Source organism: Streptosporangium sp. NPDC001681, from assembly GCF_040298085.1.
In the GTDB taxonomy this organism is placed as follows: Bacteria; Actinomycetota; Actinomycetes; order Streptosporangiales; family Streptosporangiaceae; genus Streptosporangium.
Genome location: NZ_JBEOZN010000062.1, coordinates 36,640 through 54,395, shown reverse-complemented (window position 1 = coordinate 54,395; position 17,756 = coordinate 36,640). Strand labels below are relative to the sequence as shown.

General features: G+C 69.3%; 18 protein-coding genes and 1 pseudogene. 9 read left to right on the top strand and 10 right to left on the bottom strand.

Features of this window, described 5'->3' with window-relative positions; genetic code table 11:
* The first annotated feature begins 436 nt into the window (after positions 1-436).
* The 5 genes and pseudogenes from ABT130_RS26375 to ABT130_RS26355 all read left to right on the top strand — a co-directional run bounded on the left by ABT130_RS26375 (position 437) and on the right by ABT130_RS26355 (position 3,854).
* Positions 437-1,783: an HD-GYP domain-containing protein gene (locus ABT130_RS26375; RefSeq protein WP_350959590.1), complete on the top strand. Its 1,347-nt coding sequence runs from the start codon at positions 437-439 to the stop codon at positions 1,781-1,783.
* A complete protein-coding gene (locus tag ABT130_RS26370; protein ID WP_350959587.1) occupies positions 1,780-3,060 on the top strand; it encodes an HD-GYP domain-containing protein in 1,281 nt (426 codons plus the stop codon). The genes ABT130_RS26375 and ABT130_RS26370 overlap by 4 nt, the downstream gene beginning before the upstream one ends.
* 156 nt (positions 3,061-3,216) lie before the next feature.
* Positions 3,217-3,336: pseudogene (locus ABT130_RS47815) on the top strand (biotin carboxylase N-terminal domain-containing protein); the annotation flags it as partial.
* Complete coding sequence (locus ABT130_RS26360; protein WP_350959584.1) at positions 3,296-3,592, top strand: hypothetical protein; 297 nt, start codon at positions 3,296-3,298, stop codon at positions 3,590-3,592. The pseudogene ABT130_RS47815 and the gene ABT130_RS26360, both read left to right, overlap by 41 nt.
* 49 nt (positions 3,593-3,641) lie before the next feature.
* On the top strand, positions 3,642-3,854 hold the full coding sequence (locus ABT130_RS26355) for a biotin/lipoyl-binding carrier protein (RefSeq protein ID WP_157594786.1): 213 nt from the start codon (positions 3,642-3,644) through the stop codon (positions 3,852-3,854).
* Here the strand turns inward: ABT130_RS26355 and ABT130_RS26350 are convergent.
* Positions 3,844-4,242 carry a thioesterase family protein gene (locus ABT130_RS26350; protein ID WP_350914262.1) on the bottom strand — a complete coding sequence of 133 codons (399 nt, stop codon included), beginning with the start codon at positions 4,240-4,242 and terminating at the stop codon, positions 3,844-3,846. The two genes, ABT130_RS26355 and ABT130_RS26350, sit on opposite strands and share 11 nt — an antisense overlap.
* Between ABT130_RS26350 and bsaP the strand changes: the two genes are divergently transcribed.
* Positions 4,241-4,450, top strand: a complete 210-nt coding sequence (bsaP, locus tag ABT130_RS26345) for a biotin synthase auxiliary protein BsaP (RefSeq protein ID WP_343969275.1) — start codon at positions 4,241-4,243, stop codon at positions 4,448-4,450. The genes ABT130_RS26350 and bsaP overlap by 2 nt on opposite strands.
* Before the next feature lie 372 nt (positions 4,451-4,822).
* Entirely contained in the window at positions 4,823-6,610 is a 1,788-nt protein-coding gene (locus ABT130_RS26340; protein WP_350959581.1) for a protein kinase domain-containing protein, read from the top strand.
* 96 nt (positions 6,611-6,706) lie between these two features.
* On the opposite strand, the gene ABT130_RS26335 is transcribed toward ABT130_RS26340, so the two are convergent.
* The 5 genes from ABT130_RS26335 to ABT130_RS26315 form a co-directional block, all read right to left on the bottom strand.
* Entirely contained in the window at positions 6,707-8,359 is a 1,653-nt protein-coding gene (locus ABT130_RS26335; RefSeq protein ID WP_350959579.1) for an acetolactate synthase, read from the bottom strand.
* A 132-nt stretch (positions 8,360-8,491) separates the two neighbouring features.
* Positions 8,492-9,487, bottom strand: coding sequence for a biotin synthase BioB (gene bioB / locus ABT130_RS26330; protein ID WP_350914270.1), 996 nt, complete (start codon positions 9,485-9,487; stop codon positions 8,492-8,494).
* Positions 9,488-9,590: 103 nt separating this feature from the next.
* Positions 9,591-10,313, bottom strand: a complete 723-nt coding sequence (gene bioD, locus ABT130_RS26325) for a dethiobiotin synthase (protein WP_350959576.1) — start codon at positions 10,311-10,313, stop codon at positions 9,591-9,593.
* A 19-nt stretch (positions 10,314-10,332) separates the two neighbouring features.
* The gene (locus ABT130_RS26320) at positions 10,333-11,052 is read right to left on the bottom strand and encodes a GntR family transcriptional regulator (protein ID WP_030924850.1); all 720 of its coding nucleotides are present in this window, start codon (positions 11,050-11,052) and stop codon (positions 10,333-10,335) included.
* Positions 11,049-12,209 carry an 8-amino-7-oxononanoate synthase gene (locus tag ABT130_RS26315; RefSeq protein WP_350959574.1) on the bottom strand — a complete coding sequence of 387 codons (1,161 nt, stop codon included), beginning with the start codon at positions 12,207-12,209 and terminating at the stop codon, positions 11,049-11,051. Before ABT130_RS26315 ends, ABT130_RS26320 begins: the two co-directional genes overlap by 4 nt.
* Before the next feature lie 68 nt (positions 12,210-12,277).
* On the opposite strand from ABT130_RS26315, the gene ABT130_RS26310 reads away from it, so the two are divergent.
* A complete protein-coding gene (locus ABT130_RS26310) occupies positions 12,278-13,741 on the top strand; it encodes a histidine kinase N-terminal domain-containing protein (protein WP_350914278.1) in 1,464 nt (487 codons plus the stop codon).
* Positions 13,742-14,286: 545 nt separating this feature from the next.
* Here the strand turns inward: ABT130_RS26310 and ABT130_RS26305 are convergent.
* Together ABT130_RS26305 and ABT130_RS26300 are read right to left on the bottom strand one after the other, a co-directional pair.
* Complete coding sequence (locus tag ABT130_RS26305; protein ID WP_030924840.1) at positions 14,287-14,541, bottom strand: WhiB family transcriptional regulator; 255 nt, start codon at positions 14,539-14,541, stop codon at positions 14,287-14,289.
* Between the two features lie 279 nt (positions 14,542-14,820).
* Entirely contained in the window at positions 14,821-15,780 is a 960-nt protein-coding gene (locus tag ABT130_RS26300) for a diacylglycerol/lipid kinase family protein (protein ID WP_350959572.1), read from the bottom strand.
* A 114-nt stretch (positions 15,781-15,894) separates the two neighbouring features.
* Here ABT130_RS26300 and ABT130_RS26295 point away from each other — a divergent pair, with 114 nt between their 5' ends.
* Positions 15,895-16,278, top strand: a complete 384-nt coding sequence (locus ABT130_RS26295) for a hypothetical protein (protein ID WP_350959570.1) — start codon at positions 15,895-15,897, stop codon at positions 16,276-16,278.
* Between the two features lie 124 nt (positions 16,279-16,402).
* On the opposite strand, the gene ABT130_RS26290 is transcribed toward ABT130_RS26295, so the two are convergent.
* On the bottom strand, positions 16,403-17,203 hold the full coding sequence (locus ABT130_RS26290) for an RNA polymerase sigma factor SigF (RefSeq protein WP_030924834.1): 801 nt from the start codon (positions 17,201-17,203) through the stop codon (positions 16,403-16,405).
* A complete protein-coding gene (locus ABT130_RS26285) occupies positions 17,200-17,625 on the bottom strand; it encodes an ATP-binding protein (RefSeq protein ID WP_030924831.1) in 426 nt (141 codons plus the stop codon). The genes ABT130_RS26290 and ABT130_RS26285 overlap by 4 nt, the downstream gene beginning before the upstream one ends.
* Positions 17,626-17,756: the final 131 nt, after the last annotated feature.

The following is a 17,756-nucleotide window of genomic DNA, read 5'->3' as shown; positions in this document are numbered from 1 at the left end:
TCCCCGTGAGGCCGCGCCGGGGACTGGACTGAGGAGAGCGGGCCGTGAGGCCGCGCCGGGGACTGGACTGAGGAGAGGGAGGTTGCGAGGAACGAACGACCTCCCTCGACGAGGGAAGGAGCCGGGTAAGAGCGGCCGAGCCGCGACGCGCCGGCGTCGCCGGCAACTCGTGAGGTACGAGCGGCCTCCCTCGACGAGGGAAGGAGCCGGACAAGAGCGGCCTCACCGCGACGCGCAGCGTCGCCAGCAGTCCGTGATTGATCGGTTACGCTTTGCTTGCGATTGGCCGTCTCGCCCTCCTGATCTGGCTCGCTTCTGTAGCCTGAGTGCGAAATCGACGTGGAGGCAGCGCATGTTGAAGGAAACGGTCGACCCGGCCCACCCCGGGATCTCCTGGACCTGAACGCGCGCCCTTTGGAACCCTAGGGTGGCCGCTTTGCGTGGACTGCCGTGGTTTGCCAAGGTCTATCTGATCCTTGTCATCGGAGCCGCCTTCGTGCTGCTCGGATACAGCGTGGCGGCGGACGGTCGCCTGGATCGGCTCGACTGGTCCAACCTCATGGTGCTTGCCCTGCTGTTCCTGGTGTGCGAGTCGGTGCCCACCCTGCTGAGCGTCAGGCAGGCGGCGGTGTCGGTCAGCTTCTCCGCCGTGCTCGCCGCGGTGGTGCTGCTCGGTCCCGAGGGGGCGGCGCTGGTCGGCATGACGGCCATGTTCAGCGTGCGGCCCGGCCTGCCGCTGGTGAAGCGGCTGTTCAACAGCGCCCAGTTCGCCATCTGCGGCTACGTCGCGGGCCGGGTCTACGTGGCGCTCGGTGGCAGAGCCGAGGTGCCCACCATCGCCGGATTCGACGAGATCATCGTGCCGTTCGCGGGCGCGGCGGCCGTCTTCGTGCCCCTCAACTTCGTCCTGATCGCGTTGGTGCTGGCGGTCACGGGCCAGGCCGATCAGGTGCCGCTGCGGGGCGTGGCCCAGTTCATGGTCTCCTACTTCGGTTACGCCACCTTCGGCCTGCTGATCGCGGGGCTGTGGGCCACGGTCAACTCGATCTCCGCGGTGCTCGTGCTGCTCCCGCTCTTCGTGGCCCGCTGGGCCTTCGGCCAGTACCTCGCGCAGCAGCGCTCCTACGACGCCACGATCGCCGCACTCTGCCAGGCGGTGGAGACCAAGGACTACTACACGCGCGGCCACTGCACCCGCGTCTCCCTGGCCGCGGGAATGATCGCTGAGGAGATCGGCATGGGGTCCGAGCGGTTGCGCGCGATCCGCTACGCCGGGATGCTCCACGACGTGGGCAAGCTGGGCGTGCCGACCAAGGTGCTGCAGAAGGACGGCCCGCTCAGCGAGGAGGAGTTCGCGGCCATCCAACTCCATCCGATGCGCGGGCTGGAGATCGTGCGCGGCATCGACTTCCTGGACGAGGCGTTCGCCGGGATCATGCACCATCACGAGCGGCAGGACGGCAAGGGCTACCCGATGGGGCTGGCGGGGGACGAGATCCCGGAGTTCGCCAGGATCATCGCGGTGGCCGACGCCTTCGACTCGATGACCTCGGACCGTTCCTACCGCAACGCCCGTCCGCGCGAGGTGGCCATGACCGAGCTGCGCAAGGGCGCCGGCACCCAGTTCGACCCGGTGATGGTCGTGGCGTTCATCAAGGCGGTCGACCGTGACGGCTGGGAGCCGCCGCGCACCGTCGTCACGCCCCTGGCCGACGTGGCGGAGACCACCACGAAGGACCACGACGACCCGACCATGCCCATTCAGGTGGTGTCCGAGCGATGAACGGATCCGGCGCCAACCGGGCTTTCCAGGCGCTCGACTCGGGTCAGCTGCTGCTGATCTGCGCGGCGGGCCTGCTGGCGGTGGCCGGGGTGGCCCACACGGCCGCGACCGGGCTGCTCGATCCCCAGATCGCCGTCGCCTTCGGCGCGTTGATCGCGGCGGGGGAACTGGCCAGGCTGACCATGCCCGGCAACAGGGAGGTGGCGCCGATCGGCGCGGCGGCCGCGCTCGGTTACACGCTTCTACTGGACATGGGTGGTGTTCCCACCCGACACTCGGCGCTCCAGGTCGTCGCGGTGCTCTCGGTCGGCATGGTCGCCGGGGCGCTGCCGCACCTCGCGGTGGGCCGCCCACCCCGCCTGGACGCGATGGCGCGCAGGCTGCTCACCGGCGCCCTGCTCGCACTGGCCTACCGGCCGCTGGCAGGCCCGCTGTTCGACCTGGCCAGGGGCGATGAGAGCGGCTGGTGGCCCGCGCTCGGAGTGATGGCCCTGTTCATCCTGCTCATGGTGGTGGCGGACGTGCTGCTGGCCGCCGCGCTCCGGGCCGAGCAGGTGCGTGCCGCCTTCAAGGTGGCCGTTCACGACGAGCTGTGGATGGCCGCGCCGTTGGGGGTCGCCGTCGCGGCCTCGGGCATCCTGCTCGCGCTCGCCTCGCACAGCATGGACATGGCCGCGCTGCTGGTCTTCGCGGCGCCGCTGCTGGTCACCCAGGTCGCCTTCCGCAAGTACGCCGGGATCAGGGCCACCTATCTGCAGACCGTACGAGCGTTGTCGCGGGTCACCGAGGTCGGCGGCTATGTCGAGCCGGGGCATTCCCGCCGGGTGAGCCGCCTGGCGGTGGCGGTCGGGCGGGAGCTCGGCACGGCCGAGCCCGAGTTGCTGGAGCTCGAATACGCCGCGCTCATGCACGACATCGGTCAGCTGTCGCTGCGCGACCCGATTCCCGGCGGTGCCACGGTTCTCACCGACCCCGAGCAGGCGCGGCGCATCGCCGAGCTGGGCGCGGAGGTGATCAAGCAGACCGGGGTGCTGGACCGGGTGGCCGAGATCGTCCGTCGTCAGTGTGACACCTGCGCCGAGACGCCGCCCACGGCCAGTCGCATCATCAAGGCGGCCAACGCCTACGACGATCTCGTGGGTGGTTCCAGTGACCGCGATCGGGCAGGCGCCGCGCTGGAGCGTCTCCGGCTCGGCGCGGGCAAGGAGTACGATCCGACGGTCGTCGAGGCGATGGCCAGAGTTATCGACAGGCTGGCCCCGATTCATCGGCTTTAGGGTTCCCCTACAGTTGAACGCCGGTTCCCTGCGGTTTCCGCCTGCTCACATCTGCGGGGTTCCTACGGTTCGCGTTGCCGCGATCGGTGGTTTCGGGCGAACGGTTGCGCGGAATGCCCAGCCGTAGGGTGGAGCGGTCGAAAGGAACCCACCAACGTGTTCGAGTCCGTTCTGATCGCCAACTGTGGCGAAATCGCACGACGGATCATCCGCACGGTTCGGCACATGGGGGTGCGTGCCGTCGCGGTGTACTTCGAGGCGGACGCCGACCTGCCGTTCGTCACCGAAGGAGCCGCCGGGCGAGGGGGCCCGGGTCGACTCCGGGTACGCGTTGGGGAACACGGTCACGCCGTTCTACGATCCGCTCATGGCCAAGCTGCGCGGGTACGGGCGGACGCATGCCGAGGCGCCGGGGCGCGCCCGCGAGGCCGTGGCGGGCAACAACCTGCCGTTCTGCCTGGAGCTGCTGGAACGGCCGGAGTCCGTCGACGGAAAGTACGACACAGGACTGGTATCTCGCATGCGAGCGTGATCAGCTCTGTCTGGCACAGTTGAAGAACGTTGAACGATGGGAGTTTCCGGTGGCTGAGATCCGCGCTGAGATGGTGGCGAATGTCTGGAAGGTCCTCGTGGCCGAGGGGGACACCGTAGAGGACGGCGACACCCTGCTCATTCTTGAGTCGATGAAGATGGAGATCCCGGTCCTCACCGAGGACGACGGCGTGATCGCCAAGTTGCAGGTCGCCGAGGGCGACGTCATCCAGGAGGGCGACCTGATCGCCGTCATCGAGTAGTTCCGCTCCCGGGAGTGAGGCGCGCGAGGAAGCGCTCGCGGTCGACGACGACGCGCTCGATGGTTCCGCTCGCGACGACGGACTTCCGATCGCGGGCGGTGAAGCCGAAGACCAGGCGGCGGCCGTCGACCTCGGTGAGTTCGACGGCGACCTCGATGTGCGTGCCGATCGGGCTGGCCGCCAGGTGCTCCAGAGAGACCCGTGTGCCCACGGAGGTCTGGCCGGGGGCCAGAGCTCCAGCGACCGCCTGGAGGGTCGCCTGTTCCGCGAGGGCCAGCACGCGGGGGGTGGCCAGCACGGGGACGTCCCCGCTGCCGACCTTCGTCGCGGTGTCCTCCTTCTCCACCATGGTGAGAAGCCGTGCCTGCAGACCGGGAGCGAGCGTCATGCGCGCCAGCATAGGCTCTGGTCCCGTGACCCCGTACTGCGACCACTGCGGCCGCCCGGAGGGCGAGGCCGACCACGCCGGGTGCCGGGCCGCGCGCGTGATGGAGCCGCCCCGTTACTGTGCCCGCTGCCGCCGCCGGATGGTGGTGCAGGTGACCCCCGGTGGCTGGTCCGCGCGCTGCGCCGAGCACGGTGTGACAAGCGGCTGATGGTGAGCACCATGTGCCGGCTTTTTCACCCGAATGCGGTTCGGTGGAGATGGGTCGCTTTCGCCCCGACTTACGTCTTATCTGCGTAGTCTTGTAGGGTTTTACGGACTTTGCTGATGTGCTGTGGGTTGCCGTTGCGGTACCCGGGCCGGCTGTTTCGGGTATGACGCCCGAGTTGTCCCGGGCGCAAGGGCCTGCAAGGTGTACAAGTACGCCCAAAATTGCCGGGGTTTGTGCGATGCTACGGCACGCGTCTTGTTTGCGAGCCATACGGCATGCAGGGTTTCGTTACAGCGCCGTGATGGTGCCGCGATGCGAATCCGCTTTGTTGGAGAGCCCTGGCGTAGGAGTGGAGAGGGTTACGGGGGAGTAATGGTGGCCCAAGGCACGACGCTGGCGGGGCGGTATCGCCTGGATACCCGCATCGGCGCCGGCGGTATGGGCGAGGTGTGGAAGGGCGAGGACATGGTCCTGGCCCGCACCGTCGCCGTCAAGGTGCTGCTCCCGGGCCGTACCGACGATCCGGGCTTCCTGGTTCGCTTCCAGGGCGAGGCCAGGGCGATGGCGACGATCAACCATCCCGGGGTCGTCGACGTGTACGACTACGGGGTTCACGAGGTACCCGGCGCGGGGGCTACGGCGTACCTGGTGATGAAGTTCGTCGACGGCGAGCCGCTCGACCGCCTGCTCGGGCGGCTGCGACGTATCGCCCCCGGGGCCGCGATGGACCTCATCTCCCAGGCGGCTTCGGCGCTGCAGGCGGTCCACGACCAGGGCATCGTCCACCGGGACATCAAGCCGGGCAACCTGCTGGTGCGCTCGGACGGCACCCTGGTGCTCACCGACTTCGGCATCGCCAGATCCGACACCGCCAGCCGGCTGACGGACGCGGGCATGGTGCTCGGCACCGCCGCCTACTGCGCGCCGGAGCAGGCGGAGGGCGCACCCGTCACGCCCGCCGTGGACATCTACGCGCTGGGCGTGGTGGCGTACGAGTGCCTGGCCGGGCAGCGCCCGTTCGACGGTGACACGCCGGTCACCATCGCGCTCAAGCACATCCGCGAGGCGCCGCCGCCGCTGCCGCCGGACGTCCCGCCCGCGATCCGGGCGCTTGTGGAGCGCTCCCTCGCCAAGGATCCGGCCCGGCGCTTCCCCAGCGCCATGGCCATGAGCGCCGCTGCGAGGCAATCGATCTTCCCGCAGGACGCCGAGGCGGGTCCGCAGCAGTCACCGGTCGAGACCGGCTGGCAGGAACAGGCATCCGCTGGACCTCAGACGGGCTGGCAGGGCTCCTCCACACCTCAGCCAGGGCATGGGCCGGTGGGTGACTGGCAGGGGACCGAGTCGCCCGTGGCCCCGGGTTCTGCGCAGCCCACCGAAGCCATCCCCGGTGGGCGTGGCTCCCGCGCCGTGAAGAAGCCACGGCGTAAGGGTGGACTGGTGGCCATGTCCGCCACGGCGGGCGTGATATGCGTTGGTCTCGTCGCGGTGGCGATCAACGGGCTGGCGGCCTCCAGGGTGCCGCAGGAAAACATGAACACCCAGTCGACGCCCAGCGTGGCCGAATCGCTGACGCCCACCGTGAAGCCGCCGCCGAAGCGGCGGGTGCCCAACGTGACGGGCCTGACACCGGAGGCGGCCAGAGCCTACCTGAGGAAGGCGGGTCTGAAGGCGACGATTTTCGGGAACGCAGACGCGGGCGTCTCGGAGTGCGCGAAGGTCGTTCAGCAGGATCCCGTCGCCCGGGTCATGTGGGATCCAAGAAAGCCGGTGGAGATCGTGGTGGCCGATGATGGCTGTCCGCCATCGATGGAGCCCTCCGCCCCGACCTCCACCCCCACGCCGACCCCCACACCGACGCCGACGCCCACACCGACGCCGACGCCCACACCGACGCCGACCCCGACGCCGGTGCAGAAGAGGAAGGTGCCGAACGTCGTGGGTCTGACGCCAACGGCGGCCGTGGCACAGCTCAAGGCGGCGGGCCTGAAGGCGAAGGTCAGTGAGAGCGCCGACATCGATCACTCACAGTGCTTGAAAGTGGTCCAGCAGGACCCCGCGCCGGATGTCATGTGGGATTCCAGCAAGCCGGTGGAGATCGTGGTGATCAGTGAGAAGTGCCCACCGACCCCCACACCGCCCCCCACGCCAGCTACCTAGCCAGACGTCCCTCTCCGGGGAGCGGAAGATCCGGCCAACGCGGTGGCGGGTCTCGTCGGCGACAGGCCGACGAGACCGGCATCCGTCGAGCAGGGCCTAGATGCCCGTGGTCTGGCGGGGGTAGGCCACCGAGGGGTCGGTGGCGATGTTGACCATGTAGGGCACACCGGAGTCGAACGCGCGGCGCAGGGCCGGGCCGATCTGCGAGGGGTCGGTGACGAGCTCACCGCCACCGCCGAGGGCGGTCACCACCTGGTCGTAGCGGCACTGCGGCTGGAGGTCCGCGGCCACGTCGTAGCCGTAGAGCATCTGCATGGGGTGCTTCTCCAGGCCCCACATGCCGTTGTTGCCGCAGATCATCACGACCGGCAGGCGGTGCCGCACGAGCGTGTCGACGTCCATCAGCGAGAAGCCGGCCGCACCGTCGCCGAGCAGCAGCACCACCTGCGAGGAGGGACGGGCCACCCTGGCGGCGATGGCGTAACCCAGGCCCGTGCCCAGGCAGCCGTACGGGCCCGGGTCGAGCCAGTTTCCCGGCTGCTTCGGCTCGACGTACTTGCCCGCGTACGAGACGAAGTCACCGCCGTCGCCGATCACCACGGCGTCGTCGGCGAGGAGCTTGCCCAGCTCGCCGTAGATCCGCATCGGGTGGATCGGGTCGGCCGCGGACTCGAGCAGGGCGGCGTCGGCGGCGATGGCGGCCGAGGCCGCCTCGGAGAGCCGGGTCACCCAGGGCGCGTAGGCCTTGGGGGACACGCCCGCTTCGGCACAGGCCGTGCCAAGCCCCCAGAACAGCAGCGAGAGGTCACCGGCGGCGGTGCCCGCGGGCTCCATGTGCGTGGTCAGCTGCGACGGCGCGTCGGCCAGGTGCACGACCTTGGCGAGCGGGGTGCCGTCCTTGCCGCCGAACCAGCCGTAGCCGAGGCGGAAGTCGATCGGGGTGCCGGCCACGATCACCAGGTCGGCCTGGGAGAACGCCGTTCCCCTGGCCCGGGTGACCAGCAGTTCGTGGCCGGCGGGCAGGATGCCGCGGCCCTGGCCGTTGGGGATGACCGGCAGGCGGTATTCCTCGGCGAAGCTCCTGGCGACCTCCTCGGCGCGGTCCATCCACACGTCGGAGCCGAGCACCAGCACCGGACGCTGGGCCTCGGCGATCAGGCGGGCGATCGCGGCCAGCGCGTCGGGGTCGGGCTCCAGCGGCGACGGGGTCAGCGTCTCGGGGGCCTCTTCGAGCGCAGGCGCGGCCGAGAAGAGGTGGTCCATGTGGAAGTCGAGAAAGACGGGACCGCGGTGCGGGGCGAGGGCGGTGCGGAAGGCCATCTCCACGTCCTGCGCGACGGAGTCGGCGCCCGAGCCGGTGAAGGCCAGCTTGGTGATCGGTGCGAACAGCGGCGGGTGGTCGATCTCCTGCAGCGCGCCCGAACCCCACCGGGACTGGGGGGCACGGCCTCCCATGACCACGACGGGCGAGCCGTTGAAGTGCGCGGTGGCCACTCCGCTGACGCCGTTGGTGATGCCGGGTCCCGCGGTGAGCACGGCCAGCCCGGGTTTACGGGTGAGCCGCGCGGTCGCCTCGGCGGCGAAGACCGCGCTCTGCTCGTGGCGGACGTCCAGGATGGGCATCCCCTCGTGGACCGCGCCGTCGTAGAGCGGGAAGACATGTCCACCGGACAGGGTGAACATGGTCTCGATGCCGTATGCCTTGGAGATGGCGACCGCGATGTCACCTGCGTGCTTCGGAGACTCCATATCGCGCAACCTACCAGTCAGTCACTTAGCCGAACAGGGATTGTTCTCCCTGCCCAGATCCCCTCGCCTAATGCGGGCAGCACATATGGCATCCGGCTGGAGATAAGGGACCGGCATTCGTCGGCGGGAGGCTCAGAGCGTGTCGGAGAGCGCCTTGATGGGCATCTTCAGGTCCGCCAGCAGGCCGAGGTCGGCCTCGGCCGCGCGGCCCAGGGTGGTCAGGTAGTTCCCCACGATGATCGCGTTGATGCCGCCGAGCATGCCGTCGCGGGTGCCCAGGTCGCCCAGGGTCAGCTCGCGACCGCCCGCGTAGCGCAGGATCGTGCGGGGCAGCGCGAGCCTGAAGGTGGCGATCGTCCGGAGCGCCTCGGACCCCTCCAGCAGCGGGAAGGACTCGAAGGGCGTGCCGGGGCGCGGGTTGAGGAAGTTCAGCGGGACCTCGTCGGGCGCCAGCTCGCCCAGTTGCCCGGCGAACTCGGCCCGCTGCTCCCGCGTCTCGCCCATGCCCACGATGCCGCCGCAGCACAGTTCCATGCCGGCCTCGCGCACCATCAGGCAGGTGTCCCAGCGCTCCTCCCAGGTGTGGGTGGTGACGACCTTCCCGAAGTGCGACCTCGCGGTCTCCAGGTTGTGGTTGTAGCGGTGCACGCCCATCTCGGCCAGCTCGTCGACCTGTGCCTGGGTGAGCATGCCCAGCGAGCACGCGACGTTGATGTCGACCGCCTCGCGGATCGCCTTCACGCCCTGGCGGACCTGGTCCATCAGGCGCTGGTCGGGCCCCCGTACGGCGGCCACGATGCAGAACTCGGTCGCCCCGGTCGCGGCGGTCTCCCTGGCGGCCTCGACCAGAGAGGGGATGTCCAGCCAGAGGGAGCGGACCGGGGAGGAGAACTGCCCCGACTGCGAGCAGAAGTGGCAGTCCTCGGGGCAGCCGCCGGTCTTGAGGGAGACGATCCCCTCGACCTCCACCTCGGGACCACACCACTTCATCCGCACCTCGTGGGCCAGGGCCAGCAGCTCGGCCAGGCGGTCGTCCGGCAACTCCAGGCAGCGCAGGGCCTGCGCGGCGTCGAGACCACGGCCTTCCGCCAGCACCTGCGTCCTGGCGATCTCGAGGATGTCGCTCATCAAATACCTCCAGCGTGGAGATCCCGGGTGCGGCCCCGGGAAGGGGCGGGATTCCCGGCTTCCACCGGGGAGGACGTCGAGCGGTTCGGATCCGCGGTCGTGGCTACGGGGAAAGCCTAAGGGTGGTACGGAAGGCGGCGGGGTCGAAACCACCGCCCAGCGCCGGTCCCAGCCCGGAGTGGGCGGCGCGGGCGAAGGCGTCGCGCTCCAGCAGCCCGGCGCCCTCGGGAAGGGCGCCCGCCAGCGGCCGGGCGGCCAGCATCTCCAGATCCGCGACGTTGCTCCGCTCGGCGAGACCGGGCGCGACCGGCCAGGAGCCGATCACCACCCCGGCTGGCTCCAGCCCTCGGTGGGCCATCGCCTCCAGCGTCAGCGCGGTGTGGTTGAGCGTGCCCAGCCCGGCCCTGGTCACCAGGAGCACCGGCGCCGAGAGCGCCCTGGCCAGGTCGGCCAGGGTCGCGCCCTCCTCGTCGAAGCGGACGAGGAGCCCGCCCGCCCCCTCGACGATCACCAGTCGGTGTGAGTCGGCCAGCTCGCCGACCCGGTCCGCCACCCGGGCGAGGGAGACCGGCGGCAGACCGGCCAGGCGCGCCGCCGCCGCGGGGGACAGCGCGGCGGGGTACCTGGCCGACTCGAAGGTCGTCCGTACCCCGGACAGCCGGATGACGTCGTCCACGTCGCCGGGTTCGGTGTCCGACACCCCGGTCTGCGCGGGTTTCACCACGGCCACGGAGGAGCCCCGCTCCCTGGCGAGCGAGGCCACCGCCGCGGTGACGACGGTCTTTCCCACCCCGGTGTCGGTCCCGGTGACCACGAGAATGCTCACCCGTCCCAGCTTAGGTGGGTCAGGGGCGGCGCAGGCGGGTGACGAACTTGTAGCGGTCGCCCCGGTACAGGGACTGGGCCCACTCGACCGGGTTGCCGTCCGCGTCGAAGGCGTGCCTGGTGAGCAGGAGCAGCGGCAGGCCCGCGTCGACGCCGAGCACCTGCGCGTCGTACGGGGTGGCCAGCACGGTCTCGATGATCTCCTCGGCGTCGGTCAGTCGCACGTTGTACGCGTTGTACAGCGTCTCGTACAGCGAGGAGTGCATCTCCAGCTCCCGTCGCAGGCGGGGGAAACGCCGGGCCGACAGGTGGGTGGTGTCGATCGACATCGGCTCGCCGCTGGCCAGGCGTAGCCGGTGGATGCGCAGCACGCGGCCGCCGGCGTTGATGGCCAGGCGGCGGGCCAGCTGCTCGTCGGCGGTGACGTAGCTGATGTCAAGGATCTTGGTGTCGGGTTCGAGGCCGACGGTCCGCAGATCCCCGGTGTAGGAGGTCAGCTGGAGGACCTGGGCGACCTTGGGCTGTGCGACGAACGTCCCCTTGCCCTGGATGCGCACCAGGCGACCCTCGACCACGAGCTCGGACAGGGCCTGGCGCACCGTGGTGCGCGACGTCTCGAAGCGGACCGCGAGGGCTCGCTCGGGGGGCAGGGCGCTGCCCGCGGGCAGGCTCTTGGTGAGGGTGAGCAGGCTGCGCTTGACGTCGTAGTATTTCGGGATTCTCGGGGAGTCGTCGCTCACATGGTCACCTTCATCTCGGCCACGGCGGTGAGTGCACCCCTGATCACCGCTAGATCGTCGGAACTCAGATTGGCCCGTGCCGTCAACCGCAGGCAAGAGCGGCCGACCGGCACCGAGGGCGGCCGGAAGCATCCGGCGCGCACCCCGTGTTCCGCACAGATGAGGGCGGCCCGAAGTGCGATCTCGGGTGGGCCGAGCACGACGGGGACGACCGCACCCGCCGGATCGCCGCTCTCCAGGCCGAGATCGCGGGCCATAGCGGCCAGCTTCCTCGCCATGGTTCGCACGCGTCCGGGCAGTTCGGGCTGATGGTGAAGGATATCGACAGCGGCGAGTGCCGCGGCCACACTGCCGGGTGCCAGCCCGGTGTCGAAGATGAACGGCCGGCCCGTGTCCACAAGGGTTTGGATGACCTCGGACGCGCCCAGTACGGCTCCGCCCTGGGCCCCCAGGGACTTGGACAGTGTGATCGTTCTCACAATTCCCGGCTCGGCCGCCAGCCCCGCGGCGTGCACAGCGCCCTGTCCGCGCGGCCCGATGACCCCGATCGCGTGGGCCTCGTCGACGACCAGCAGCGCCCCCTGCCGCACCGTCGCCGCGTGCAGTTCCGCGAGCGGGGCCAGATCGCCGTCCACGGAGAAGACCGCGTCCGTGACCACGATCGCGTGCTCCTCGTCCCGGCAGGCCAGTGCCCTCTCCACAGCGGCGACGTCCCGGTGCGGGGTGACCACGACCCGCGAGCGCGACAGCCGGCAGGCGTCCACTATCGACGCGTGGTTGCCCGCCTCGGAGACCACCAGGGCGCCCCTGCCCAGAGCCGCGACGGCGGCCAGGTTGGCCAGGTAGCCGGAGGAGAACACCAGGGCGCCCTCCGCGCCGGTGAAGGCGCACAGTCGTGCCTCCAGGCGCGCGTGCAGGGCCGTGGAGCCGGTGACCAGGCGGGAACCCGTGGAGCCGGTACCCCAGGTGCGTGTCGCCGCCACGGCCGCCTCGGCCAGCCGCTCGTCCCTGGCCAGGCCGAGGTAGTCGTTGGAGGCCAGATCGACGAGGCCGTCGTCGTCCGGTGTGCGGGCGCGCAGGGTCCGCCGCAGCCCCGCGGCGTCCCTCGTGGCCGCCGCCGTACGGAACCGGGCCAGCGGATCAGGGATCTGCTCCATAAGCGGCATCTTTTCAGCAGGACTCACCCGATTCGCGTTCGGGCCTGGAAAGAACGCATGATGCACGAGTGCCGACTCTAAGCGACCTGGCGGTTCGTCACACCGCGCTCGACGATGCGGACCTTGAGTGGATGCACTCGCTGGTCTCCGACTGGCAGCTCCTCGCGGACCTGTCCTTTGCCGACCTGATCTTGTGGATCCCGCTGAAGGACGGCTCCGGCTGGGTCGCGATCGCGCAGATGCGGCCCACCACCGGGCCGACCGTCTATCACGACGACATCGTGGGCATGATCGCGGCGAAGGGCGAACGGCCGCTGCTGGAGACCGCCTGGAACGAGCGGCGTATCTGCCGCGAGGGCGATCCGGACTGGTCGAGCGGGGTGCCGGTGCGCGAGGAGACCATTCCCGTGCGGCGGGCCGACCACTTCCTGGGCGTCATCCAGCGCTCGACGAACCTGTCCTCCGCGCGGACCCCCTCCAGGCTGGAGCTGACGTACCTGCAGAGCGCCTCCGACCTGGCCCAGATGGTGGCCGAGGGCCGTTTCCCGTTCTCCGGTGCGGAGCCGATCCTGGTCCGCTCCCCGCGGGTGGGCGACGGGCTGCTCCGGCTCGACCGGGCGGGCCGTGTCACGTACGCCTCGCCGAACGCGCTGTCGGCCTACCGGCGGCTGGGCCTCACCGCCGACCTGGTCGGTGCGGAGCTGGGCCGTACGACCGCCACGCTCTGTTACTCCGATGAGCCCATCAACGAGAACCTGATGATCGTCGCGAGCGGGCGAGAGCCCAGGGAGACGGAGGTGGAGTCGGGGGGCACCGTGGTGCAGTTGCGGGCGATCCCGCTGATCGTCGGTGGCGGAAGGATCGGCGCTCTGGTGCTCATCAGGGATGTGACCGAGCTGCGCCGCCGCGAGCGAGAGCTGATGACCAAGGACGCCACCATCAGGGAGATCCACCACCGGGTGAAGAACAACCTGCAGACGGTGGCCGCGCTGCTGCGGCTCCAGGCCAGGCGGCTGCGGCTGCCGGAGGGCAGGGAGGCGCTGGAGGAGGCGGTACGCAGGGTCGGGTCGATCGCGATCGTGCACGAGACGCTCTCCCACACGCCCGAGGAGCAGGTGGACTTCGACGACATCGCCGACAGGGTGATCGCGATGACGGGAGAGGTCGCGGCCCCGGAGACGCAGGTCGTGCCGCGCCGGGTGGGGAGCTTCGGGGTGCTGCGCTCGGAGATCGCGACGCCGCTGGCGATGGTCCTCACGGAGTTGCTGCAGAACGCGGTCCAGCACGGGCTGGCACAGCGTCAGGGTAAGCTCCAGGTGATCGTGTCGCGCGGGGCCGAGCGGTTGGACGTGATCGTGTCCGACAACGGCAGCGGGCTGCCGGAGGACTTCGACCTGGACCAGACCACCAGTCTGGGATTGCAGATCGTACGGACCCTGGTGGTGGGTGAGTTGTCCGGACGGCTGGCCATCGAACCGCGACAGGGCGGCGGCACCGAGGTGAGCCTGAGCATCCCCCTCCCCGCGGCCTGAGCGGCGGGGCAGGGAAACCGCGTCAGATCGAAACCTCACAGCGAGGCCGTATCGTCGACCGGACCAAGGAGCGGAACATCCTTACCGCAACGCGTGGCGTCGCCGTTGACGCAACGCGAAACGGAACAAACGAAGAGGTAGGAAACCAGGTCAGAGCGCTTCACCACAACGCCACACCGGTGACCGGTCAGATGCCACCTTGGGGACGTGCCCATGCCCTACCCCAAGGGACTACCCGTGAGGCCGCGCCGGCGACTGGACTGAGGAGTGCCCGTGAGGCCGCGCCGACGACTGGACTGAGGAGTGCCTGTGAGGCCGCGCCGGGGACTGGACTGAGGAGTGAAGGAGCGAAGCGGATGAACGACGAGGGAAGAAGCCGGGTCTGAGCGGCCGAACCGCGACGCGCCAGCGTCGCCATTGACACAGCGCGAAGCGGATGAACGACGAGGGAAGAAGCCGGGTCTGAGTGGCCGAACCGCGACGCGCCAGCGTCGCCATCGGCACGCGGCCGAACCGCGGCGCGTTAGCGTCGCAGTTAAACGCAATCAAACGCTACTGCGGGCGCGGGCTCGGGCCGTACGGCGCTTGAAGGCGCGTCGCTCGTCCTCGCTCAGGCCGCCCCAGACACCGGCGTCCTGCCCGGACTCCAGCGCCCACTTCAGGCATGCTTCACTGATGGTGCAAGTACGGCAGACCTGCTTCGCTTCTTCGATCTGCATCAGGGCGGGGCCGGTGTTGCCGATCGGGAAGAACAGCTCGGGGTCCACGTCACGGCAGGCAGCTCGGTGGCGCCAGTCCATGCGTCCACTCCTTAGTAAAGAGGAGCCCTTACGCGCTCCAACGGCTCACTTTGTGAAGAGTTTCACTAACCAGCGCGAACAACTCCCCGGTCCGTGGTTCGGCTCGGGGCGCGTCCGCTTGATCGCCGATGGCCTGGGAGCGGGGTGCCGCTCAAAGGTCCTACGTTCCGACGTCAATCTCGAGATTGTCAGCCACGCTCAGTACACGCAAGAGGTTTGGAAGAAGGTTTTGCCTGAAATGGATGTCGGATGCGTCACACAATGACGGGATGTAACGGGTTAGACCAAGACTCGTAACGCGTTAGGGATAGAGCGGAACGTTATCCTCTCAACCTCCCCCAGGTAGTCCCCGTCCAGCTGAAACGCCACGGGCCGCCCGGCACTCAGCGTGAACTCTCGCTCGTCGTGGAGCTGCACCAGATGACGGCCGGTGGGCAGAGTGTCGCGGGCGCCGATGATCTGAGGTATCAGCTGGAGCATGCTCGGCAGGCCCAGGCGCTGCAGGCCCAGCAGGTCAAGGCCGGTCTCGAAGCTCGCCCACGGGGTCGGTGAGACCGGCCGCGGGCCGATGTACGTCCAGGGGGAGGTGTTGGAGACGACGGCCATGTAGACGCCGCCGGTCGGCGGCACCTCCGGCCCCTCGACGGTCATCGCGGGGTGACGCTTGTCCGTCGACAGGTAGTGGTGTAACGCGGTGTTCACATAGCGCGCGGGCGTGGCCTTGCGGCCGGTGCCTCGTATCCCCTCGACCGCCCTGACCACCTCGGCGTCGTACCCCAGGCCACTACAGAACGTGAAATATCTAGTCTGGTCATCCCAGATCGCCTGACCGAGGCCGACGATCCGCTGCCGGCCGTCACGGATCGCCTCCAGGATCGCCCCCACCGCCTCGACCGGGCTGTTCGGCAGGCCGAGGGCCCTGACGAAGACGTTGGCGCTGCCGCCGGGAATGGCCAGCAGTGCCGGCCGGTCGACCGAACTGCCCTCGTCGCCGCCCTTTCCGTCCACCGGGTCGAGCAACCCGTTCACTGCCTCGTTGATGGTGCCGTCACCGCCCAGTACGGCCAGCACGTCGTAACCGGAGGCGTGGGCCTTGCGGGAGAGCTGTGTCGCGTGTCCCCGGTAGCCGGTCTCCTCGACGGTCAGGTTCATCGTCGCGCTCAGCGCCCTGATGAGCACATCCCTGGTCCGCTGGTTGGTCGTCGTCGCCTTCGGATTCACCAGGAGCATCGCGCGCATAATCTCAGCGTATCCGCCGGAACCCGAACTTCCGTCGAAACCCGATCTTCCGTCAAGACCTGAGCCGAGACGGCAAAGAACGGTGTGGCGCCCCCCGGCGATAGGGTTGACACCGTGTCGAACCGTCCGATGACCCTCACCGTCGCCGCCGCCGTCATGGCGGTGGAAGGTGCCACCGCTCTGCTCCTCGGCGGCTACGTCGGCGTGGAGACCGTGATCGGCCGGCCGTCCGACCTGATGACCTCGATCGCCGTCGCGGTGTCCGGGATCATCATCGGCGCGGCCCTGCTCTGGGTCGGATGGGGCATGATCCTCACCGAGCGGTGGGCCCGGAGTCCGGGCGTGCTGACGCAGATCTTCGCCATCCCGATCTCGGTCACGCTGATCCAGTCCGACCAACTGGTGATCGGCATCTCGCTGATCACCCTGGTGGTGATCGGACTGGTCACGCTACTGTCTCCGCCGACGACGCACGCCCTCTACGGGGACCAGGACTAGGCACGTGCCCACCGGGGCCGGTCAGACGGGGCCTCGCCACGTTGTCACAGGTCACTGCGGCACACCGCGGTTCCCTCCGCCGCCTTATACGAGGCACCACCTGACCGATCCTCGCAGGCAGGCCCTAGTCGTCCACGGTCAGGCCCTCGCGGAGCTGGGCGAGTGTCCTGGCGAGCAGCCGGGACACGTGCATCTGCGAGATGCCGAGCTCGGTGGCGATCTGGGACTGTGTCATGTTGCCGAAGAAACGCAGCAGCAGGATTCGCTTCTCGCGCGGAGGCAGCCGCTCCAGCAGGGGCTTGAGCGACTCGCGGTACTCGACGCCCTCCAGGGAGTCGTCCACGATGCCGAGGGAGTCGGCCACCGCCGGCGCGTCGTCGTCGCCGGAGTCGGGCGCGTCGAGGGAGACCGTGGAGTAGGCGTTGGCCGACTCCAGCCCTTCGAGCACCTCCTCCTCGCTCATCTTCAGGAACGTGGCCAGCTCGGCCACGGTCGGCGCGCGTCCCTCCCGCTGGGAAAGCTCGCTGATCGCCTTGGTGAGCGAGAGCTTCAGCTCCTGCAGCCGGCGCGGCACACGGACCGCCCAGCCCTTGTCACGGAAGTGACGTTTGATCTCGCCGACGATCGTCGGGGTGGCGTAGGTGGAGAACTCCACGCCGCGGCCGAGATCGAAACGGTCGATCGACTTGATCAGACCGATGGTCGCGACCTGTGTGAGGTCGTCCAGCCACTCGCCCCGGTTGCGGAACCGGCGGGCGAGATATTCGACGAGGGGCAGGTGGAGCTCGACGAGCTCGTCACGGATGCGCTGGCGCCGGGGGTCGTCGGAGGTCAACTCCACCAGCTCTGCGAAGAGCAGGCGCGCACGCACCCGGTCGGGCACCGCGTGGTCGCTGGCGGCCATGGCACGAGTCCTTTCCGTCACGCCGGCCTCGCCGCGCCTCGGCGCTTGCGGAGGACGATCGCCATACGGTCGGGGGAGTCGGTTACGGCATCCACATCATCAGCCAGGGCGGTGAGCACCATCCACGCGAAATCGTCGCGCTTCGGGGGGGTGCTTCCCACCGTGCTGACCTCGACCCGCACCTTCATCAACTGCCCGGTGAGTTCGAACTCGGCGGTCAGATCGGTGCCGGGGACGGCCTGGGTCAGCAGCATCGCACACGCCTCATCGACCGCGATCCGTAGATCCTCGATCTCGTCCAGCGTGAAGTCCAGCCGTACGGCAAGTGCGGCTGTCGCCGTACGCAGCACGGACAGATAAGCACTCGTTGCCGGCAGCCGGACGCTCACCACGTCACGGATCCCGCCCATGCCGACCGCGGGCGCCTCGGTGTGTTCGGTCACGTTCCTCCTCGCAGAGTCGCTGACTGCAACCTACAGCCCTGAGACGGTGGTTGGCCCATTTGGACTCGCGATCGGGGCGATTTGACTGTATTGATTACGAAGCTAGCGCGTGTCGTGTAGATGGCGACGCT